Origin of the sequence: Mesobacillus foraminis (genome assembly GCF_004340465.1) — a bacterium.
GTDB classification, from domain to species: domain Bacteria; phylum Bacillota; class Bacilli; order Bacillales; family Cytobacillaceae; genus Mesobacillus_B; species Mesobacillus_B foraminis.
Genome location: NZ_SLVV01000001.1, coordinates 286119 through 306872 on the forward strand (window position 1 = coordinate 286119; position 20754 = coordinate 306872).

The following is a 20754-nucleotide window of genomic DNA, read 5'->3' on the forward strand; positions in this document are numbered from 1 at the left end:
CTGTAGACGCGCTCTATGTTCCCTTTCCTTAGTGGGATTAACGGTTTTGGGCATGTAGACGCGCTCTATGTTCCCTTTCCTTAGTGGGATTAACGGTTTTGGGCATGTAGACGCGCTCTATGTTCCCTTTCCTTGGTACGATTGACGGTTTGGGGCATGTAGACGCGCTCTATGTTCCCTTTCCTTGGTACATTGACGGTTTGGGGCATGTAGTCGGGTTCTACTTTACCTTTTCCATGAGGATTGACGCTACCGGGTACATAAGAGGGATAAATTGCCAAAGACCTCTGATAATAGGAAATCTGCGTTTAATAGATGATAGATTCTTATACATGGTATCTAGAATTCAAAGGCATTTTAGAATAGAACTCTCGACCTGCTCCCTTTGCTTTACCACCTTCTCCCTTTTCCTCCTGCTTCGGGCACGCATCTTCCCTTTGCGTTACCAGACTTCCTCGAATCCCTCTTATCTGGCACGCAAGATGTTCATCTTAAGAAACAGCACAAGTTTCCCTCCTCAACACAAAATGCCCCATATAACATGGGGCACCTTGTTAGCTATCGTTATTCCTCTTTTGCACTTCGTATTCCTCCAGCCTCGAAATCCGCTCAAGCATTGTTGGATGGCCGTACCTGAATATTTTCACAAGCAGCGGAGGATTTACCTGGCTCAACCCAGCCTTTGACAGCTCCTGAAAAGAGGTGATTGCCGCCTCCGGGTTATCTGTCATTTCAATTGCGTATCGGTCTGCCCTTGCCTCCTGATAGCGGGAAACAAAGTTCGACAGCGGACTTGAAGCGAAAGCAAGCATGGATAAAATCATCAGGAATAAAGGCAATGAAGCAAGGTCGCCTGGGTCTTTAATCTTAAATTCGTTCCCCCATCGGGATATCAGCCAGTTCATCAGCCTGGCAGTCAGATAAAGACCCACCAGAGACAAAAGCAGATATCCGGCAATGCCAATATAAAGATGTTTTTCAACATAGTGGGCCATTTCATGCGCCATAATGAATAAAATCTGATCATCGTTCAAACGATTGAGAGTAGTGTCCCAAAGGACGATCCTTGAATTGGAGCCGATCCCCGTCACATATGCGTTCAGGGAATTGGTTTTTTCTGCCATGTTCACTTCAAAAACATGCTCGGATGGAATCTCGGCTCTGCTTGCGAGCTCTAAAATTTTTGTTTCCAGCTCTTTATCCTTTAACGGATAAAAATCATTATAGAGCGGATCGATTAAAATTGGCTGCACAAACATAATAAACAAAGTAAAAGGGATAGAAAGGAGCCAGGCAAACATCCACCAGAATCGTCTGCTTTTCTTTATCAGCAAGTAAAGGACTGCAACGATCACCAACATCATTCCATAATTAATCCAGAAATCGATGAGTTCATCCTTCATCCAGGAAGCAAAGGTCTGAGTGGAGATATTATACGTCCTTGACAGATTATAGCTGATATAGCTGAGCGGGAATGTAGCCAAATAAGAAAAGAATGACAGCCAGATTACATAAATGGCTACTCGGCCATACTTATTCTTTGTGGTATCTTTTCCCCATTTCTTAAAGGCTTTGGATAGTCCCGTCAGCAGAATCAAGAAATAAATCAGCCACTCCAATGGAGCAGAAAGGAAAAATAACAAATTGCGTACCTTGGAGTATTCCTCACTCAGCATCAATTCTCTTCCATCCATAAATGTTGCCGGGTCCGCTTTTGAACCCTGATATTCAAACGGCAGACTTGTATCCGCTAGATAAAAAAGGTACCAGTATACAAGAAATCCGTAAAGCACATAGGCAAGCACTGCGTAAAAACCCATTTTTCTTGCCATAGTAATTCCCCCTTTGTGTACAACCCTACATAACTAGTTTAGTCATACAAGGGTAAAATAGAACAAGTTTTAAGGCTTTTCTTTGTTTTAAAATGGCAATGTTCCCACCTAAACAAAAAGAGCATCGGGAAATTAGTCTCCCGATGCTCTTAATACTTTAATTGATGAAATTCTTATCGATCAAGGCAGTGAAATCCGGCTTATCTTTCAGGAATTTTAAAGCATAGGAAGAGTCAGAGAAAGCCTGGATGGCGTCTTGGTCAACTTCATAGGTAAAGCCAATGCGTTCCCAAGCCAGGTCGACAACTTCTTTATCAAGATCCTGTTTCGTAGTCGCCTTAATATCTTTGATTGTAATCTCTTTTGCTTCTTCTGGATTTTCATTGATAAATTCAATTGATTCTTTATGGGCATCAATGATTTTTTGGATTTTCTCCGGATTTTCCTTTGTCATTTCCCCTGAGGCAACCATTACAGAGGCAGGAAGGGTCTCTCCGAAGCTTACTTCGTCCCATCCGATGACGACTTGAGCGTCCGTTTCCTTTTCGATAACCGCCGCCCATGGTTCAGGAGCAACGGCAATATCTATTTTACCAGCCTTGAGCATTGCTGAATACTGAGCTGGATTTCCTGTTAAATGTTTCATTGTACCGCCAATCCGCTCTGAAGTGATCCCAGCTTCCTCTAGGAAGGTTTCATACTGAACGTCATGCGTGCAGCCTACCCCGGGAGTAATGAAAGTCTTGCCGGCAAAGTCCTCGACGGATTCGATCCCGCTGCCTTTCCTTGCAAGCACCACCGTGCCTCCAGTGGACGCACCTGCAATGATTTGGACATCCGCGCCTGTAGAATAGTTATTCATGGCAGGACCAGGCCCAACTAGACCGGCATCAATCTCTCCCGTCTTCAGCGCTGTCATAAAAGAACCGCCTTCAGCGAATGTCTTGTACTCCACTTTTGTTCCATCGCCAAGCTCTTTTTCGAATAATCCCTTCTCTTTTGCCACCATTGCCGGTACATGATTAATGTTGGGGAAATACCCGATAACCACTTTGTCTTCACTTTTATCTTTCCCTGCGTCCTCTGAACCGCATCCAGCCAGAAGACCAGCAAACGTTAATGCCATTGCGGCTGTAAGTAATGCCTTTTTCATTTAAAGTGCCTCCATTTTCTATTTTCTTAAGATTCCAGGCCCCAGCGCTGAAGCACTGATTTCTCAACACGCTGGAATATCAATTGATCAACAATAGATCCTATAACACCGATGATAATCATAACACCAATCACTAGACTCATATTACCGAAATCAGAAGCATAACGAAGTGTATAGCCAAGTCCCGGACCGGTGCTTAGCAGTTCACCGGCCATAAGCGCCCGCCAGGCAAAAGCCCACGCAAGCCTTGCCCCCGTCACCATGTAAGGGATCGATGCCGGAAAAATAACCCTTGCAAACAAATCCCAGCCTCTAGCTCCCATCGTCTGCGCAGCCTTAATGTATAGAGGTGATACGTTTTTAATCCCGACTCGAACATTGAGTGTCATGACAAATGCACCACCCAGGACTACGACGAAGATTACAGCTTTTTCATTCATCCCAAACCACATAATAGCCAGCGGCAGCCATACGATGCTCGGTACACTCTGCAAGGCCAGAATGACCGTACCAAGAGTTTCGTCAGCCGTTTTTGATTTAGCCAGTAATACGCCAAGGCCCATCCCGATGACAAGGGAAATCCCAAGGCCGATTGCCAGCCTTTTAAAGCTTGCGGCCAGGTCATAAATCAAAGTTTTATCTTCAAATCCTGTAACCAGTGCATCCCACACCATCGTAGGCGAAGGAAGAATGATTGGCATCCAAAGCTCCAAACGAGAACCAATTTCCCAAAAAGCAATAATTGCGGCAAAAAATATAATTCGTTTAACTGCTGGCTGCATTGGACAGTTCCTCACTTACAACTTTATCGATTTCTCTTTTTAAATAACCCATGATATGGTCTTCAATTTCTAGCATTTCCTTTTTATACTTTTCACGCGGACGCGGCAAATCAACTTTTATATCCTGAATGATTGTACCTGGTTTTGTCCCCATCACCACAATCCTGTCAGAAAGCTTAATAGATTCGGAGATGCTGTGGGTAACGAACAGTATCGTTTTCTTCGTTTCAGTCCAGATATTTTCAAGCTGCCCATGAAGCCGTGCCCGGGTCTGCTCATCCAGTGCCCCAAATGGCTCATCCATTAAAAGGGTATCAGGATTCATCGCCAGCGCCCTGGCTATCGCAACCCTCTGCTGCATTCCTCCCGATAGCTCGTGAGGATAATGGCCGGTATAGTTTCCTAGCTGGACCATCTGCAGGTGTTTTTTCGCCTGCTCTTCGGCCTGCTTTTTGGACATCTCCTTTTTTAATGGAAAGGTGACATTCTCCATCACATTCAGCCAGGGGAACAGGGCAGCCTGCTGAAATACCATCCCTCTGTCTTTCCCGGGTTTTGTTATCTTGATATTGTTGACAAGGATTTCTCCGCTGGTTGCTTTCGTAAGCCCGGCAACAATGGAAAGGAGCGTGGACTTCCCGCAGCCGGAAGGGCCAAGGATGGAGACAAACTCCCCCTTCTGGACGGTTAAATTGATATCTTTCAAGATATCAACCGGCTGGTTATTTTTATCTGAATATTGTTTTTGGACCTGATTTATAGTAATAAACATCCTTAATCTCCTCATCCTAATAAAACTCATTAGTTTACTCGGAATATACATAAGCACAATTATACTGTATTCAACTGGCTTGTCAATATTTCAATCTCTATATCTCTAAAATAGCATACTGATAAACAGAGGATTCCTTTTTATGTTCTAAATGACAGAAAAAAACACATGGGGAGTCCCATGTGTTCATCTAGATTAAAACTGCACGGTCACTGTTCATTTTCTCGCCGCGAATCCTCTGGAATTCATTCAGAAGCTTGTCAACGGTCAATTCTTTTTTCTGTTCCGGCTTGGCCTCGAATATCACCTGGCCTCTGTCCATCATGATCAAACGGTTCCCGAGTTCAAGAGCTTGCTGCATATTATGCGTGACCATCAGGGTCGTCAGCTTATACTCGCTGACAATCTCTTTCGTCAGCTGTGTAATCAGCTCGGCTCTTGACGGATCAAGCGCAGCGGTATGCTCATCCAGCAAAAGTATCTTTGGTTCAGTAAATGTCGCCATCAACAGGGACAAGGCCTGTCGTTCTCCTCCAGACAGCAGGCCGGCCTTTGCCTGAAGGCGGTTTTCAAGACCAAGATGAAGCGTTTCAAGCTTTTCCCTGAATAATTCACGTCTTTTGCGGCTCACACCCAGGCTCAGTCCTCGCTTCCGCATCCTCGAATAGGCAATCGCCAGATTCTCCTCAATGGTCATGGAAGGAGCTGTTCCAGCCATTGGATCCTGAAAAACACGTCCGATAAAAGATGCACGCTTGTGCTCGGACATATTTGTCACATCATTCCCGTTAATTACGACCTTTCCTATATCAGGGGTCAATTTGCCAGAAATCACACTCATCAAGGAGGACTTTCCGGCGCCGTTGCTCCCGATGACCGTTACGAAATCGCCTGGATCCAGCTGGAGGCTGATTTCATTAATCGCAACCTTTTCGTCCGCTGTTCCTTCATTAAATACCTTATAAATCTGACTCAACTGCAGCAAGGCTCTGCCCCCTCTCACCTGTGCCAGACTGTTTGTTCTTCTCCAGCATTGTTTTTAACCGTTTCCGTTTCCGCTGCCTTTCTTTTTGACGATCCATCATCTTCGGCAAGATCAGGGCACCGACAACAATTAGTGCGGTAATCAGTTTCATGTCTCCCGTTTCAAGGAACTCAACTCTTAGAGCCATCGTTACAATAATTCTGTAGAGGATCGCTCCCCCAATGACTGCGGCAGTTGCTCTGACAATGTTTTTTGCCCCGAACACTGCCTCACCGATAATGACGGAAGCAAGGCCAATTACGATCATGCCGATTCCCATCCCTACATCACTGAATCCATTGTACTGGGCAATAAGTGCCCCGGATAAAGCAACCAGCGCATTTGAAAGGCCAAGACCCAGGATTTTATAGAAATCAGTATCGACAGAGAAGCTCCTTACCATTGTTTCATTATCGCCTGTCGACCTTAAAGCCAGGCCCATATCTGTTTTTAAGAACCAATCCATAAGCACTTTAACAATAAACGCAAGGATGATCATAAAAAACAGAATGCCCCAGGTTTTTGGAACAAAACCGCTGATGCCGACTGCAGAGAGAACTCCCTGAATTCCGTCATCGAAGCCCAGCTGCTTCCAAAAGTCCGTCAGCTTGGTAACAACTGTTTCTTCCGCGAGCAGCGGGACATTGGATTTCCCCATGATCCTCAGGTTTATGGAATAAAGGGCGATCATCATCAGGATTCCTGATAAAAGGGGATTAATCTTTCCTTTTGTATGGAGGACCCCCGTTATGCACCCGGCAAGAAAACCGGCAATTATAGCTGCTCCTGTAGCAAGAAAAGGATTATAGCCGTTCACAATCATAATTGCAGCTACTGCACCGCCGGTAACAAAGCTTCCGTCCACCGTAAGATCCGGAAAATCAAGAATTCTAAAAGACAAATACACACCTAAAGCCATGAGCGCAAAAAGCGCTCCAGCCTCAAGCGATCCAAAAATAGCGGTAGGCATCATGCACTTCCTTTCTATAAAGCCTGCAGCCCGTCCGGGACGAAAAGTTCAACCTGGCTGTAGCTGTATGTGGCGGACAAGGCCTGCGGGCTTCCTGCTTATTCTAAATATTCAGCCAGGCTATCCCACTCTTTATTGATTTCAACTCCCATTTCTTCTGCTGCTTTTTTATTGATTACAAGCTTCAGTTTTTGTGGATATTGGACAGGCAGCTCTGACGGCTTTTTCTCCCCGTTCAATATTTGTGCCGCCATGACGCCAGCCTCGTAGCCGATGTCTTCATAATCAAACCCGTAGGCAGCAAATCCGCCTTTTGCAACTGAATCAAGTTCGCCGACAAAGAGTGGAAGATCATTATCATTGGCAACCATGATGACGGATTCCAGGCCTGAAACCACCGTGTTGTCCGTGATGATATAGAACATATCGACTTTGCCCACCAGAGATTCGGCAGCCTGTTTTACTTCAGCAGTAGTGGAAACCGTTGCTTCAACAAATTTCAGATCAGTTCCCTTCCCTGCTTCCTTGACAAGTTCAATCTGTGCTATGGAATTCTGCTCGCCAGAGTTATAAATCAACCCAACCTTCTTGCCATCAAAATGGTCTGCCATAAATTTCACGGTATTTGGAATCGCATCCGGGTGAGTGTCGGTTGTTCCGGTTACATTCCCTTCCGTATTTTCCATGGATTTAACAAGTCCGCTGCCGACAGGATCCGTAACGGATGTAAAGACAATCGGAATATCTTTCGTTGCATTTAATGCACTCAGGGCACTTGGTGTGGAATTCCCGAAAATAAGGTCTACACCATCACCCTCAAAGTTACTTGCGATCGACGCATTGTTGTTTTGGTCACCCTGCGCGTTTTGAACATCATATTCAACGTCGAGCCCCTTTTCCTCCAGCGCTTTTTTGAAGCCCTCGAATGCTGCATCCAGCGAAGGGTGCTCTGCGATCTGCGTTACTCCAACCTTAAAAGTTTCATTATTTTTCTTTTCATCCGAAGTCTTCTCCCCGGAAGACTCTTGGCTCCCACAGCCGGCAAGCAGCATTGCGCCGGCAATACCTGCCGCTGCCATTGTCCTGAATCGTTTTAGCATTGTATTTCCCCCTGTTTATTATCTACTCTTGCTTTGTCGCTTTTATGCTTTCATTTGTTAAATTATAATATTATTCTAAACTAATTATCAAGCAATTTTCAATAATTTTAGAAAATTAAAATAGCAGGAAAAATGCCAAAAAAGGCAGGAAGATGATGCCTGTCCTTTTCTTGCATCGTATATGGGTGGTACCGGCATTCCACGGGACTCTTGTTTAATAGTGACGCTTTTAACTTTCTATTAATCTCGCTTTTAATTGGATTGAAGTACTTGCTTTTTCAATGCTCTCCGTAAAATCTTTCCAGTTGTGTTCTTTGGAAGCTCATCCAGGAACTCAATCCTGTCCGGAATTTTGTACTTGGCGAGATGCTCGCTGCAGTATTCAAGCAGCTCGCTCTCCGTAAGCTGAGGGTTCTTGCTGACAACGAAGCTCCGGACCGCTTCCCCGAAATTAGGGTCAGGCACGCCAAGGACTGCTACTTCAACGACCTCCTCATGATTGTAGAGCACTTCTTCAACTTCACGCGGATAAACATTATATCCGCCAACTAGAATGATATCTTTCTTGCGGTCAACGATATAAAAATAGCCATCCTCATCTTTCCGGGCAAGGTCACCCGTGTAGAGCCAGCCATCCTTAATAGTAGCTGCTGTTTCTTCCGGCATTTTATAATAGCCTTTCATTACATTCGGTCCCTTAACAATCAATTCCCCTACTTGTCCTTCTGGTACTTCCTCCCCAAGCTCGTTGACCACTTTATTTTGGACGTTAACAATGGACCTTCCAATAGAGCCCGTTTTGCGCGGACGGTCCAGGGGATTGAAACAGGTAACTGGAGAGGCTTCTGATAATCCGTAACCTTCCGATATAACCACGTTAAATTTTCGTTCAAAGTTTTCAAGGAGGGCAACTGGCATGGAAGCACCTCCGGAAATACATAAGCGCAAGGTTTCGAGATCTTCGGCTTTTCCTTCATGGTATTGCAGCAAAAAGTTGTACATGGTCGGGACGCCCGCAAACACTGTAGCCTTATGCTCCTTGGCAATGGCAAATATTTCGCCCGGGCTGAACCTTGGGACAATCAGCAGGGTTCCGCCGCTTATGAGCGGTGCATTGAGTGCCACCGTAAGGCAGAACACATGAAACATTGGCAGAGTCGTAATGAAACGGTCATCTTCGTTAATTTTTAAGTAATCGCTCACGTCATTCGCATTGCTGTAAAGGTTGCCATGAGTCAGCATGGCCCCCTTTGGTTTTCCTGTGGTGCCTGATGTATACAGGATGACAGCAACATCATCCTCTTCAAGTTCTGGTCCCTGGAAGTCTTGGGAACCCTGTGCCAATAAATCTGTAAACGTTTTCATTTTTGGGCTGATAGAAAGTGTTGACCGATCCGGTTCCCTATCTCCACCTGTTTCACAAACGATGTAATTTTCCACCTTTGGAAGACGTTCATGCATCTTTTCGGCCAAGGGTATCATTAAATCAAGGCCGACCACCGTTTTAACGTCGCCATTATGAAGGATATAGCCGATTTCATCTGCCGTGTAAACCGGATTGACTGGAATGACTGTTGCACCCAGCCGAAGTGCTCCATAAAGGCTGATGACAAATTGAGGTGTATTTCCGAGCAATAACGCAATATGGTCCCCTTTTTTCACTCCTAGCTGCTCAAGCCCCGATGCGAATCTGGTTACAGCCGCATCAAGCTCAGCATAGGTGCTTGATTCTCCCATAAAGAAATAGGCTGGCTTTTCTCCAATCCTGGCTGCTGTGTCCCGAAGCCGACTCGATAAATTCATTCCCCCATCCCCCTTTTCACGAAAACCCCCTTGATAATTGGAAATTTTCTAAATATATTATATTGAAAGAAATTTAGTACTGCAAGAACTTTATGCTGTTATTTTCCTGTAAAAACAACTCGCCCCATGCTTCTCAGCATCGGGCGAGTTTCTTTTTAATAAATCAGATTTAAAAATTCCTCTTTTGAAACATTTCCAAAATAATGTTGGATGTTTATATTCTCCAGGGCGCTCTCCAGGCTTGCCCGCTCATATTTAACTCCTGTAAGATTTTCCTCTATCTCCCCAACATCGCCCACACCAAAAAAGTCTCCATAAATTTTGCAGTTCTCAATCCGCCCTTTATTTACTTCAAGCCGGACATCAATCTGGCCTACAGGGAAACGATGGGAATGCTGCAGATTGAATTTTGGGGACCTTTCATAGTTCCAGTCCCAGTTCTGGTAGCGTTCCTTTGACAGTTCTCTGATTTTTTCCCAGTCGCTGTCTGTCAATTCATACTCGGGTATTTCATTACTGTCAGAGAAAATGTTTTTAAGGAGCAGGCTTCTAAATTCCTCGACAGACATTTTTTCCTGGAGGAATTCAGAAATATTGGCTACCCGGCTCCGAATCGACTTTATTCCTTTGGATTCAATTTTGTCCTTTTTTACCTTAAGGGCAGAAACAACATTCTCAATTTCTGAATTGAACATTAACGTGCCGTGGCTGAACATTCTGCCTCTGGTAGAGAATTGAGCATTTCCTGATATTTTTCGGCCTTCGACGATTAGATCATTCCTGCCGCTGAGTTCAGCATTTACCCCGATTTTTTTTAAGGCCTGGACGACAGGCTCGGTAAATTTCCTAAAGTTATGGAAACTGTCGCCATCATCCTTTGTAATAAAACTGAAATTCAGGTTGCCGAGGTCGTGGTAAACTGCCCCTCCCCCTGAAAGTCTCCTGACAATATGTATCCCATTTTTCTCGACATAGTCCGTATTGATTTCCTCGATTGTATTCTGGTTTTTGCCAATGATAATCGATGGCTCATTTATATAAAACAATAAGTAAGTTTCATTTATATCCAGGTTCTTAACTGCATATTCTTCTATAGCAAGGTTAATCCGGGGATCGGTAATCCCTTTATTATCAATAAATAGCATGTAACTGTCTCCTTCTTAAAGGGTAATGGTCATTCCTTCTTTTGCAAGCCGGATAGGGCCGCTGAATTTTTCCGTAGCTTCCTCCACCAGCTGCTCCAGTCTGCCATAATGCGGCAAGTGAGTTAATATCAGCTCTTTTACCTCTGCCTTTGCTGCAAGGTTTCCTGCATCGTAACTGTTCATATGACCTGCCCCTTTGCCGCTTTGATTCCCGTAAAAGTTGCATTCGCACAGAAGCAGGTCTGCCTTCCTTGTAAAAGGGATGAATTCTTCTTTAAAGGAAGTGTCGGCCGTATAAACAAGCACTTTGCCTGCTGCTTCGATCCTCATTGCAAAACAAGGAACAGGATGAACAGAAGGAAGGAAGGTAATCTTAAACGGGCCAGCCTCCAGCGTGCTGTCAGGATCATAGGCAATCCCCTTTGTGATCTTTTTATGAGTCAGCTTGGCAAATTCCTGCTGATTAAGATTATGACCATAGATTGGGAGTTCCGGAGGCTTTGTACCCAGAAAGCCTTGAATAAGGCGGGCATGATACAGTACGCCTATATCGGCATTATGATCAGGGTGATAGTGGGAAAGCACGACTGCATCCAATTGTTCTGGCTGTACGAAATTCTGCATTTTGGAGAGTACGCCGCTCCCACAGTCAATTAAAAGCTTGAATCCCTCGTGTTCAAGCAAGTACCCGGTGCTGGCTTCATTTTTTTTTGGGTAGCCGCCCCAGCATCCGATCACAGTCAGCTTCATTTCCAATACCTCCTAAATTTATTGTTCATATTTAAACTATACTTCATTTTACCCATTTTTTCATTTTGTACTGATTTGTTGTAAAACAATTGTTGACACCTGCACTTCTGTTATAATACAATCAAAACAACTTAATAACTGTATCACCACACTAATAAACTGGAGGGTTTACAGCATGCTTAAAAATGTCGTTGAATTTTTCCGAAACTTGCCTGCAAAAAAGTGTACAGAATGTGGCGAATCAATCAGTGAACAGCACGAATGTTATGGCAGCAAGTGTGACAATTGTCTGGACCCCGCAAAATATTAGTTTAATAGAACAGAAGAATTGCCATCATCATTTCTTTAGGATGTATAAGCCAGCCGATTGTCTAAACGGCTGGCTTTATTTTACCCATAAATCGCAGCTGTCCCTCTGCTTGCCACCCACCGTTTATTCCCCTCTGGACAACATTTCCGCCCGCACTACTGCGTAAAAAACTCCTTCTACATACAGAAGGAGTTTTTTACACTTGTTAAGTTAATTATTTTAAATTAAAAAAGCTTTTTTAAAATAACCTCTGCCAATGCATCAATGAATTGCGGCTGTGCATTAGGCATTTCAGGCCTGTAATAGCTTGCCCCGATCTCTTCGGTAACAACCTTGCATTCATAATCATTGTCATAAAGGACCTCGAGATGTTCGGCAACAAATCCAGCAGGAACGTAAACGAAAGCTTTATAGCCATGCTTCTCAAACAAGTCCCTGGTCAGGTCCTGGACATCAGGACCGAGCCATGGCTCTGGAGTATTCCCGGCGCTCTGCCAGCCGATTTCGCAGTTCTTCACACCCGCCCCTTCAGCAATAAGCTCGGCGGTTTTCTTCAGCTGATCTGGATAAGGATCCCCGGACTGAAGGATCTTTTCTGGAAGACTGTGCGCCGAAACAATCAGAACTGAATTCTCCTTTTCATCGGAAGGCATGGAGTCAAAGGTTTCCTTTACACGATCAATCCAATATTGGATAAATTTCGGCTCGTCATACCAGCTTTCAACAGAGATGATGGATGGACCTCCCAGTTTTTCAGCCTCCGCCTTGGCACGTCCATTATAGGACTTAACACTGAAGGTGGAGAAATGCGGGGCAAGGACAATGCTTACAGCCTCCTCGATCCCATCCTCATGCATTTGCTTTACAGCATCCTCGACAAAAGGCTCAATATGCTTAAGTCCCAGGTACATCTTGAACTCATATTGATCCTGGAGACCATTCAAAGCCTCTTCTAGTTTTTCAGCCTGTTTCCTGGTGATTTCAGCAAGAGGAGATATGCCTCCAATTGCTTCATACCTGTTTTTAAGGTCCTCAAGCAACTCGTCGGAAGGTCTCCTTCCATGACGGATATGAGTATAATACCTTTCTATATCTTCTTCTTTATAGGGGGTTCCATATGCCATTACAAGCAGCCCCATTTTTTTTCTAGTCATTACTTGCACCCCTTTAATTCTGCATCTTTTAAAAATATTGCGATTCAGTCTGGCACGTTAATCCTTTGTATATCTTAACGGTTAAATTTTTGAGCCGAGTATTCATGGATGAAGCTTGTCAGCCTTTTTAGCGTTTCCGGATTAACGGAAGGGAACACACCATGACCTAGGTTAAAGATATATCCCGGCTGTTCCATGCCCTGGTCAAGAATGGCTTTTGCCCTCTCTTCAATTACCTCCCAGGGAGCCAGCAGGATGGCCGGATCAAGGTTGCCCTGAACCGTTTTATGGATGCCCATTTCACGCGCTTCCTTAATTTGAAGCCGCCAATCGAGCCCAACCACATCGAGAGGGAGGTCATGCCATTCCCTGGCAAGATGCGAGGCGCCTACACCAAACATGATTAACGGCACGTTTTCCTCTTTAAGTGAAGAAAAGATCCGTTCCATGACAGGCTTGATATAATGGCGGTAATCCTGGACATTTAAAGCACCTACCCAGGAATCAAAAATCTGGATAGCTTTTGCTCCAGCCTTAATTTGTGATTTCACATAGGTTATGGTAACTTCAGCAAGCTTATCCATTAGAGCAAACCAGGCTTTAGGCTCTGCATACATAAAGGCTTTGGTTTTATTATAGTTTTTGGATGGCCCGCCTTCGATCATATAGCTGGCCAGTGTGAATGGAGCGCCTGAAAATCCAATCAATGGCACTGAAAGCTGTTCCCTGGTAAGAAGTTTTATTGTATCAAGCACATAGGGAACATCCTCTTCAGGATGGATTTCCCCAAGCTTTTCGACATCGGCAAGAGTCCGGATCGGGTTTGAGATAACAGGTCCAATTCCTGATTTAATTTCAACATCAACACCAATAGCCGGCAGTGGTGTCATAATATCTTTGTAAAGAATGGCAGCGTCAACATTGTATTGTTCCACAGGCAGCCTTGTCACATATGCGCAAAGCTCTGGCTGATGTGTGATTTCGAATAAAGAATACTTTTCCTTGATCTCCCTGTATTCCGGCTGGGAACGGCCTGCCTGTCTCATATACCATACGGGCACGTAATCTGTTCGTTCCCCCCTGGCTGCTTTTAAGAATGTATCATTAAATGTTTTGCTCATTTGGGGTAATCCACCTTTCTTATCTATCTGTTTAGTTATGTAGTGTAAAAGGAATATATAATATATAGGGTACTGCCTGAAAAAAGGTTGCTCAATAAGCAATATACCTGTATCGGCTATTTACACTATATCCTTTTTAGCCTTGAAATGGGTAGTAAGGAAGCTTAAAAGTCATAAAAAAACCTATTTTATGAAGGAAGCTGGAAGGCTGCTTCCACAACAGGCATTAAAATGGAAAAAATAGATGAGGTGATCAATATGAATGCATACATCACAACAGGAACATTGCATTTTTTAAAAAAGATAAAAGATAAACACCCAGGCGAAAAGATGGTTTTGATGGGTCATGACGATTCTGCCGCCCTTCTCCATGAAACCGGCGGAGAAACCGTTTTCGCTTCTCCCCGAAAATACGAGGTTATCGACTCTACTGGAACCTTTGAAAATGCAGGCTATGCTGTTCTGAACAATATCCCGGTTACAGACGAGGGCAGGCCGCTATTCGAATATCGTTTTTCAAACCGTCCGGGGCAAGTGGAGAAAGAACCTGGATTTATTGCACTCCGTGTCCTGCGGCCGCTTTCTTCAAATACCTATGTCATCCTGACGCTTTGGGAGGCCAAGTCAGCTTTTGATAAATGGCAGCTCTCCAATGCCTCCAAAGAAGCTCACCAGGAAAAAGGCCAGCCATCAAACATTTTTTCTGGGGCCCCCTATATTACCACGTATAGTATAGCCGAAGAAGAATAGGGTTTCAAAGGGGAGGCGCCCGCAGCCTCCCTGTTTGCAGACTTATTGCTTTCTCTGGTAAAAGGAATATACCCTTGTAGCAACTTATGGATTGCATCATATTCTGTAATACCTCAGCAAAGGGCAGCTGCCTATTGACGGAATTACAGAATGAAAGGATCGGGCCGCATGGGTATTGAACTAACAGCACTCCACTGGATTTATGTGTTATTTATTGTGCTGATCATAGGCTTCATGGTAATGAGAAGAGATACCACACTTGTCTGCATTATCGGCATCTTTTTAATTGCCATAACGGCAAATGGCACTTTAAGTGCCTCCATCAGTTCCATCTTCAATAGTTTTATTTACGCAATTACTGAACTTCTCCCAACGATCCTCATCATTTCGATTATTGTAGCCATGAGCAGGACTTTAACCGTTACAGGCATCAATGATGTCATGATTTCCCCGTTTGCTAAATTCATTCGGACTCCGATGCTTGCCTATTGGGTCATTGGCATTGTGATGATGGTGATCTCGTGGTTTTTTTGGCCGTCACCCGCCGTTGCCTTAATGGGGGCAGTATTGCTGCCGGTTGCAATCAGGGTCGGCCTGCCAGCCTTAGGTGCAGCCATGGCAATGAATTTATTTGGCCACGGAATCGCTCTTTCCGGTGATTACATTATCCAGGCAGCCCCCAAGCTGACTGCTGATGCAGCAGGAATTCCAGTAGGAAGTGTAATCGCAGCGAGCATCCCTCTCGTCATTATTATGGGCAGCGTCACCACCATTGCAGCCTTTTATTTCTTAAAAAGAGACATGAAAAACGGAAAGCTTAGCCAGGAATTCGATACCTCCGCTGCCTTCAATACAGCAGCTCCCTCATCTGAATTGCTATCGGCTAAACAAAAGCAATTGTTCGCCTTATTGATTCCCCTTTTATTCGCTGCAGATGTCGCAGCCATGTTCTGGATGGATCTGCAAGGCGGTGATGCCACTGCATTGATTGGCGGCACATCTATTTTTATTCTGATTTTAATTGCCATTGCCGCGCATAAAGGAAAAGGGCTTGAGAAAACAACCAGCTATTTGGTTGATGGCTTTCAGTTTGGCTTTAAAGTGTTTGGCCCGGTTATTCCAATTGCAGCTTTCTTTTATCTTGGTGATTCTGGATTTTATAAAATCATCGGGGAGCATTTACCGGCAGAATCTAATGGAATTGTAAATGACCTCGGGATGGCCCTGGCCTCAGTTGTTCCACTGAGCAAAGAAATAGCCGCTGTAACCCTGACGGCTGTCGGAGCTATAACAGGACTGGATGGTTCCGGTTTTTCCGGTATATCTCTTACAGGTTCCGTAGCAGGAATCTTTTCCACAGCAATCGGTACGGGATCAGATACCCTCACCGCCCTGGGACAGATTGCTGGCATCTGGGTTGGTGGAGGCACTCTTGTCCCATGGGCTTTAATCCCTGCTGCAGCCATCTGTAATGTGGATCCTTTCGAGCTTGCACGCAGAAACCTTGCCCCCGTTGCCATCGGGCTTGCGGTAACAACGGTCGCAGCCATGTTCTTGATTTAGTCCCCTGAGAAAAAAGCTTGCTGCGTGCCGGCAGGCTTTTTATGTTATGTTCCCCTTCATTCGATGCTATAATTATCTAAATTGTCTTAACAATCCTGAAAGGGGAGTTCACTATGATGGAAAGGCTGTTTTCCAAGCTTAATGACTCTTATAACGACATGGTCGAGATTCGCAGGTATCTGCACCAGCATCCTGAATTATCTTTTCAGGAATATCAGACCGCAAAGTATATTGAAAGGTTTTACGAGGATTTAGGAATAGATGTCAGAGGGAATGTCGGCGGAAATGGGGTGGTCGCAAAGATTCATGGAGAGAAACCCGGAAAGACAATCGCTCTCCGGGCAGACTTTGACGCACTTCCGATTCAGGACGAGAAAGACGTTCCCTATAAGTCTTTGACGCCCGGAGTCATGCATGCGTGCGGACATGACGGCCACACTGCTTCCCTCCTCGTTCTTGGAAAAGCACTGAACGAAATGAAAGCTTCACTCAAAGGGACTTATGTCCTCATTCACCAGCATGCCGAAGAATACGCTCCCGGGGGAGCAAAGGCCATGATTGAGGATGGATGCCTTGAAGGAGTGGATGCCATCTTTGGAACCCACTTATGGGCAACAACACAAACAGGCACAATCCAGTATCGCACAGGGCCGATCATGGCAGCAGCCGACCGGTTTGAAGTAACGATTCAAGGAAAGGGCGGCCACGGTGCCCAGCCTCATAAAACGAAGGATGGGATTGTTGCGGCTTCACAGCTAGTCATCAATCTGCAGCAAATTGTGAGCAGAAGAGTCAACCCGATTGACCCCGCTGTAGTATCGGTCGGCTCGCTTATCGCAGACAATGCCTTCAACGTCATCGCTGATAAAGCAAAGTTAATAGGCACAGTCAGGACTTTCAGTGAGCAGACAAGAGATTTTATTGAATCCGAACTCGAAAAAGTGATTAATGGAACCTGCCTTTCAAACGACTGCACACACGACTATACATATTTCCGAGGATATCCTGCTGTTGTCAACCATGGAGCGGAAACTGAATTTTTAATTGAATGTGCCTCCCATGTTCCAGAAGTAAAAATAATTGAAGAGAAGGAGCCAGATATGGGCGGCGAGGATTTCGCCTACTACCTTCAGCATGTCAAGGGGACCTTCTTTTTTACAGGAGCCCGTCCGGAAGGAGTAACAGAAGCGTATCCGCATCACCATCCAAAATTTGATTTTGATGAAAAAGCAATGCTGATCAGTGCAAAAACGCTAGGAGCTGCTGCCTTGAAGTTTCAGGAATAGGAAGCAGCCAAAACACACCCCTTGCATTCACGCAGGGGGTGTGTTCAATATTCGGAGGCGATAAGCATTCCTGGCTGTCTCCCCGAGCTGATCAAGGAGATTATAATTGGCATAGGCTCCTACAACCGCCCCGATGCCAGGCAGGAGCTGCGCCATTTTTACAAGATCAATATAATCTCTGTATTCCTGTTGAAAATCCTGCCAATCCATCTCCAGTAAACTCTGTTTTCTTTGGTCCCAATTTGTGATCACTTCCATTACCTCAGCACGTTTTTGATCACTCGAAAAGGCTAATTGAAAAATGTGAAGCACAAAAAGTCTTTCTTCATATTGAGCCGGATCATATCCGTAAATGGATGCAGCTTCAAAGAGAAACTTCATTTTTATTGATAATAGGAGCGGGAAATCAGCAAGGCCAAGAAAGATTCCTCCTGCTCCAGTTCCGGCACCTTCAACTGCAGCTGTCTTACGGTAGGATGCCAGTTTTTTCTCCAGCAGCTGATCCTGCTCATAAAGACTTAACCCTCTGCCCTGCCATTTTTTGGTAGTAAGATTCGAACCAGCCAAGGTTGCTTTCACCATACTCTTAATACTATCCGTCATAATCTGATGAACTTTCCCAGGAATCATCCCATTAACCTTTGTCTGAAGCTTCTTTGACGCCCTTGCCATCAAGCTAGAGCGTTTCTGCATTTTCCTTTGCCATTCCTCAACTTCATCAAATACTTTTAATTCATACTCATTCATCACTGACACCCCCGTATGAAATACATACGATTATACATGTTTTTTCGTTTCATAAAAAAACCCCTTTTCAGATTTTTAGTTGATCTGAAAAGGGGGGACAATCGTTCATCCGTCTTAAGAAGAGAGAATATTTCTTATTCATAGGTGTAGTATTATAAGTCATTATTGCGGTTTTCATCTTCATCGACCTTATGAAGGCCTTTTTCCTGCTTCGTTGCGGTGGGTTTGGTCTTCATCAACCTTATGAAGGCCTTTTTCCTGCTTCATTGCGGTGGGTTTGGTCTTCATCAACCTTATGAAGGCCTTTTTCCTGCTTCGTTAGCGTGGTCCTGGTCTTCATCGACCTTATGAAGACCTTTTCCCTGCTTCGTTGCGGTGGGTTTGGTCTTCATCGACCTCATGAAGGCCTTTTTCCTGCTTCGTTGCGGAGGTCCTGGTCTTCATCGACCTTATGAGGGCCTTTTTCCTGCTTCGTAGCGGCGAAATTTCAGCTTGATCCACCTGCAATGGTGTCACTGAGCCTGCCTTCTTTTTTTACTGTAAATATAAACAAAAAACAAAGCAAAAAGTACGCCCGCGCCAGCGGTCAGTGCGGCTCCGCCCCAGTCCTGCTTCCCGCCGACTACAAGTCCGAACAACAGGCTTTGGAGGATAAGGATGGCTGAGAGCAGGTTTGTAAACGACTGTTCTTTTGATTTGTAGGGAACAGGATAAAGGTCAATCCACAGCTTGTTTTGATGATGGTTCCATAATGGCAGCAGCTGAAATCCTGTAAGATACAAAAACAAAAGAGCAAGCAGAGTCTGTCCGGGTCCATAGGTGAGAAAATAAATCCCGGCCCCCCCGATAAGGGTCAGGCGGATGAAAAGGCCAAAATAATCTCCGGCACGGAAAAACGTCCTTGTGTAAAGGTGCGAAAAGGTATGGTTTTGTTTATAAACAAAGCTGTTGAGAATAAAATCGAGCCACCTTCTCCTTTTTATACGGTCCCTGAGCTTGGGAACATCCGTAAAAAGGTTGGCCACCCGATAAAAGGCCCCCATCCTTTTCTCTTCCTGTTCAATCAAATACTCCCACTTTAAGCCTTTTTCCTTCGTCTGTGTCCTGTAAAATCCGTATAAAAGCAAGAGGATCAAGACGGGAACTCCAAGTAAAAGCCAATTTGCTCCCGAAAACAGCAGGTACAGAACAACACCATTGATACAAAACCTGATGACAAGATCGACCGTATGTGTCAATGGTTCAATATAACGCTGCACTTCCCAGCGAATCAAAAGATTGATCCCTTTCAGGAGGATCAGAACAATCAAGTAAGTAAAAAACGATCGAAAACTTCCTCCCGTCACTTTGACGTGCATCGGCATAAAAAGCGCCAGGAGAATCAGCAGCAGATAGGATTGGAGTAATAAGCTAAAGATAATGGACCTTTTAAAATATTCTCCAAGCTTGGTCTCAAGCGGCAGCAAAAAGATTTTATCTGCCTCGGAGAGAAAAGTAAGTATGGGGCTGTATGCCAGTGCAAAGGCTAACACAACTGCCATGATAATGGCTGCAGGGAAATCGGGGGATAATGTCTTCACCCAATCCTGATAATAGTACCCGGCTGTCCCCAGCAAGAACAAAAACACAACAACAAGATGGCCATTAAATATATAGCGGAGATAACGGCCTGTCTCTTTTACGAATAATCCAAACCGCTCTTTCCACAGGATCTGTGCATCAAACATAATCTTCTTCCTTCGTCAGCTGGATATAAAGGTCGTCCAAGGTTGCCCCAGGCATCGCAAATTGTTCCTGAAGCTCTGTTAAGGTGCCCTTCGCACGCACTGCTCCTTCATGGAGAATAACGAACCTGTCGCAATACCTCTCTGCCGTAGCGAGAATATGTGTCGACATTAAAATTCCTGCCCCTGTGTTCTTCATTCCATTCATTAAATCCAGCAGCGATTGAATCCCCAGAGGGTCAAGACCTACAAACGGTTCATCGACTATGTACAAGGATGGCTGGACAAGGAAAGCACACATAATCATCACTTTTTGTTTCATTCCTTTAGAAAAGTGGGCCGGAAACCACTTAAGCCTCTTTTCCATCCGGAATTCCTTCAGCAGCTTTTCAATCCTTTCCTTATAGACCGTTTCCTCTATTCCATAGGCCATAGCAGTAATTTTCAAATGCTCCTCAAGCGTTAATTCGTCATAAAGAATCGGAGTTTCCGGAACAAAAGTAAATTGCTTCCTGTATGCTTCCCGGCCCTCATTGACCGTTTTTCCATTAATCCTGATTTCACCCTTATGAGGCTCCATAAGCCCTATAATATGCTTAATGGTCGTACTCTTGCCGGCGCCATTCAACCCAATCAGTCCCACTATCTCATTTGCCCCTACCTCAAAGCTGACATCTTTCAGAACCGGATTTCGAGTGTAGCCCCCCGTAATATGTTTTATTTCCAATAAAGGCATAGGCAACGTCCTTCCAATAATAAATTCTTCTT

At 44.7% G+C, this 20754-nt stretch carries 20 protein-coding genes; 4 read left to right on the plus strand and 16 right to left on the minus strand.

The window, feature by feature from the left end:
• Nucleotides 1–554 precede the first annotated feature (554 nt).
• The 10 genes from EV146_RS01350 to EV146_RS01395 all read right to left on the minus strand — a co-directional run bounded on the left by EV146_RS01350 (nucleotide 555) and on the right by EV146_RS01395 (nucleotide 11331).
• The gene (locus EV146_RS01350) at nucleotides 555–1832 is read right to left on the minus strand and encodes a M48 family metallopeptidase (protein ID WP_132001009.1); all 1278 of its coding nucleotides are present in this window, start codon (nucleotides 1830–1832) and stop codon (nucleotides 555–557) included.
• Between the two features lie 157 nt (nucleotides 1833–1989).
• Complete coding sequence (locus EV146_RS01355; RefSeq protein ID WP_132001011.1) at nucleotides 1990–2985, minus strand: aliphatic sulfonate ABC transporter substrate-binding protein; 996 nt, start codon at nucleotides 2983–2985, stop codon at nucleotides 1990–1992.
• 26 nt (nucleotides 2986–3011) lie between these two features.
• Complete coding sequence (locus EV146_RS01360) at nucleotides 3012–3767, minus strand: ABC transporter permease (RefSeq protein WP_121609661.1); 756 nt, start codon at nucleotides 3765–3767, stop codon at nucleotides 3012–3014.
• A complete protein-coding gene (locus tag EV146_RS01365; RefSeq protein WP_132001013.1) occupies nucleotides 3751–4539 on the minus strand; it encodes an ABC transporter ATP-binding protein in 789 nt (262 codons plus the stop codon). Before EV146_RS01365 ends, EV146_RS01360 begins: the two co-directional genes overlap by 17 nt.
• 190 nt (nucleotides 4540–4729) lie before the next feature.
• Nucleotides 4730–5524 carry an ABC transporter ATP-binding protein gene (locus tag EV146_RS01370; protein WP_121609663.1) on the minus strand — a complete coding sequence of 265 codons (795 nt, stop codon included), beginning with the start codon at nucleotides 5522–5524 and terminating at the stop codon, nucleotides 4730–4732.
• A complete protein-coding gene (locus EV146_RS01375; RefSeq protein WP_121609664.1) occupies nucleotides 5499–6533 on the minus strand; it encodes an ABC transporter permease in 1035 nt (344 codons plus the stop codon). Before EV146_RS01375 ends, EV146_RS01370 begins: the two co-directional genes overlap by 26 nt.
• A 98-nt stretch (nucleotides 6534–6631) precedes the next feature.
• Nucleotides 6632–7633: an ABC transporter substrate-binding protein gene (locus EV146_RS01380; RefSeq protein ID WP_132001015.1), complete on the minus strand. Its 1002-nt coding sequence runs from the start codon at nucleotides 7631–7633 to the stop codon at nucleotides 6632–6634.
• A 252-nt stretch (nucleotides 7634–7885) separates the two neighbouring features.
• Complete coding sequence (locus tag EV146_RS01385) at nucleotides 7886–9436, minus strand: fatty acid--CoA ligase family protein (RefSeq protein WP_121609666.1); 1551 nt, start codon at nucleotides 9434–9436, stop codon at nucleotides 7886–7888.
• A 155-nt stretch (nucleotides 9437–9591) separates the two neighbouring features.
• Complete coding sequence (locus EV146_RS01390; protein ID WP_132001017.1) at nucleotides 9592–10581, minus strand: lipoate--protein ligase; 990 nt, start codon at nucleotides 10579–10581, stop codon at nucleotides 9592–9594.
• Between the two features lie 15 nt (nucleotides 10582–10596).
• Nucleotides 10597–11331, minus strand: coding sequence for an MBL fold metallo-hydrolase (locus tag EV146_RS01395; RefSeq protein ID WP_121609668.1), 735 nt, complete (start codon nucleotides 11329–11331; stop codon nucleotides 10597–10599).
• A gap of 175 nt (nucleotides 11332–11506) precedes the next feature.
• Between EV146_RS01395 and yhfH the strand changes: the two genes are divergently transcribed.
• Nucleotides 11507–11641 (plus strand): protein YhfH, encoded by a 135-nt coding sequence (gene yhfH / locus EV146_RS01400; RefSeq protein WP_121609669.1) that lies wholly within the window; start codon nucleotides 11507–11509, stop codon nucleotides 11639–11641.
• Between the two features lie 224 nt (nucleotides 11642–11865).
• Here the strand turns inward: yhfH and hemH are convergent, their stop codons facing one another.
• Both hemH and hemE read right to left on the minus strand, forming a co-directional pair.
• Nucleotides 11866–12795 carry a ferrochelatase gene (gene hemH, locus EV146_RS01405; RefSeq protein ID WP_132001019.1) on the minus strand — a complete coding sequence of 310 codons (930 nt, stop codon included), beginning with the start codon at nucleotides 12793–12795 and terminating at the stop codon, nucleotides 11866–11868.
• A gap of 74 nt (nucleotides 12796–12869) precedes the next feature.
• Complete coding sequence (hemE, locus tag EV146_RS01410) at nucleotides 12870–13916, minus strand: uroporphyrinogen decarboxylase (protein WP_121609671.1); 1047 nt, start codon at nucleotides 13914–13916, stop codon at nucleotides 12870–12872.
• Nucleotides 13917–14174: 258 nt separating this feature from the next.
• On the opposite strand from hemE, the gene EV146_RS01415 reads away from it, so the two are divergent.
• The 3 genes from EV146_RS01415 to EV146_RS01425 all read left to right on the plus strand — a co-directional run bounded on the left by EV146_RS01415 (nucleotide 14175) and on the right by EV146_RS01425 (nucleotide 17515).
• On the plus strand, nucleotides 14175–14666 hold the full coding sequence (locus EV146_RS01415) for an antibiotic biosynthesis monooxygenase family protein (RefSeq protein ID WP_121613751.1): 492 nt from the start codon (nucleotides 14175–14177) through the stop codon (nucleotides 14664–14666).
• Nucleotides 14667–14834: 168 nt separating this feature from the next.
• On the plus strand, nucleotides 14835–16229 hold the full coding sequence (locus EV146_RS01420; RefSeq protein ID WP_132001021.1) for a hypothetical protein: 1395 nt from the start codon (nucleotides 14835–14837) through the stop codon (nucleotides 16227–16229).
• Nucleotides 16230–16342: 113 nt separating this feature from the next.
• Nucleotides 16343–17515 (plus strand): M20 family metallopeptidase, encoded by a 1173-nt coding sequence (locus EV146_RS01425; protein ID WP_132001023.1) that lies wholly within the window; start codon nucleotides 16343–16345, stop codon nucleotides 17513–17515.
• A 27-nt stretch (nucleotides 17516–17542) separates the two neighbouring features.
• Here EV146_RS01425 and EV146_RS01430 read toward each other — a convergent pair whose 3' ends face one another.
• The 4 genes from EV146_RS01430 to EV146_RS01440 form a co-directional block, all read right to left on the minus strand.
• On the minus strand, nucleotides 17543–18262 hold the full coding sequence (locus EV146_RS01430) for an EcsC family protein (protein WP_121609673.1): 720 nt from the start codon (nucleotides 18260–18262) through the stop codon (nucleotides 17543–17545).
• A 345-nt stretch (nucleotides 18263–18607) separates the two neighbouring features.
• The gene (locus EV146_RS26720) at nucleotides 18608–18778 is read right to left on the minus strand and encodes a hypothetical protein (RefSeq protein WP_158286963.1); all 171 of its coding nucleotides are present in this window, start codon (nucleotides 18776–18778) and stop codon (nucleotides 18608–18610) included.
• The gene (locus tag EV146_RS01435) at nucleotides 18775–19989 is read right to left on the minus strand and encodes an ABC transporter permease (RefSeq protein ID WP_132001025.1); all 1215 of its coding nucleotides are present in this window, start codon (nucleotides 19987–19989) and stop codon (nucleotides 18775–18777) included. Before EV146_RS01435 ends, EV146_RS26720 begins: the two co-directional genes overlap by 4 nt.
• Nucleotides 19982–20722: an ABC transporter ATP-binding protein gene (locus tag EV146_RS01440; RefSeq protein ID WP_121609676.1), complete on the minus strand. Its 741-nt coding sequence runs from the start codon at nucleotides 20720–20722 to the stop codon at nucleotides 19982–19984. The genes EV146_RS01435 and EV146_RS01440 overlap by 8 nt, the downstream gene beginning before the upstream one ends.
• Nucleotides 20723–20754 lie beyond the last annotated feature (32 nt).

Bases quoted from the DNA above. Each gene is read 5' to 3' on its own strand.
- EV146_RS01350 (WP_132001009.1), bottom strand. From the start codon at position 1,832: ATGGCAAGAAAAATGGGTTTTTACGCAGTGCTTGCCTATGTGCTTTAC.
- EV146_RS01355 (WP_132001011.1), bottom strand. From the start codon at position 2,985: ATGAAAAAGGCATTACTTACAGCCGCAATGGCATTAACGTTTGCTGGT.
- EV146_RS01360 (WP_121609661.1), bottom strand. From the start codon at position 3,767: ATGCAGCCAGCAGTTAAACGAATTATATTTTTTGCCGCAATTATTGCT.
- EV146_RS01365 (WP_132001013.1), bottom strand. From the start codon at position 4,539: ATGTTTATTACTATAAATCAGGTCCAAAAACAATATTCAGATAAAAAT.
- EV146_RS01375 (WP_121609664.1), bottom strand. From the start codon at position 6,533: ATGCCTACCGCTATTTTTGGATCGCTTGAGGCTGGAGCGCTTTTTGCG.
- EV146_RS01380 (WP_132001015.1), bottom strand. From the start codon at position 7,633: ATGCTAAAACGATTCAGGACAATGGCAGCGGCAGGTATTGCCGGCGCA.
- EV146_RS01385 (WP_121609666.1), bottom strand. From the start codon at position 9,436: ATGAATTTATCGAGTCGGCTTCGGGACACAGCAGCCAGGATTGGAGAA.
- EV146_RS01390 (WP_132001017.1), bottom strand. From the start codon at position 10,581: ATGCTATTTATTGATAATAAAGGGATTACCGATCCCCGGATTAACCTT.
- EV146_RS01395 (WP_121609668.1), bottom strand. From the start codon at position 11,331: ATGAAGCTGACTGTGATCGGATGCTGGGGCGGCTACCCAAAAAAAAAT.
- yhfH (WP_121609669.1), top strand. From the start codon at position 11,507: ATGCTTAAAAATGTCGTTGAATTTTTCCGAAACTTGCCTGCAAAAAAG.
- hemH (WP_132001019.1), bottom strand. From the start codon at position 12,795: ATGACTAGAAAAAAAATGGGGCTGCTTGTAATGGCATATGGAACCCCC.
- hemE (WP_121609671.1), bottom strand. From the start codon at position 13,916: ATGAGCAAAACATTTAATGATACATTCTTAAAAGCAGCCAGGGGGGAA.
- EV146_RS01415 (WP_121613751.1), top strand. From the start codon at position 14,175: ATGAATGCATACATCACAACAGGAACATTGCATTTTTTAAAAAAGATA.
- EV146_RS01420 (WP_132001021.1), top strand. From the start codon at position 14,835: ATGGGTATTGAACTAACAGCACTCCACTGGATTTATGTGTTATTTATT.
- EV146_RS01425 (WP_132001023.1), top strand. From the start codon at position 16,343: ATGATGGAAAGGCTGTTTTCCAAGCTTAATGACTCTTATAACGACATG.
- EV146_RS01430 (WP_121609673.1), bottom strand. From the start codon at position 18,262: ATGAATGAGTATGAATTAAAAGTATTTGATGAAGTTGAGGAATGGCAA.
- EV146_RS01435 (WP_132001025.1), bottom strand. From the start codon at position 19,989: ATGTTTGATGCACAGATCCTGTGGAAAGAGCGGTTTGGATTATTCGTA.
- EV146_RS01440 (WP_121609676.1), bottom strand. From the start codon at position 20,722: ATGCCTTTATTGGAAATAAAACATATTACGGGGGGCTACACTCGAAAT.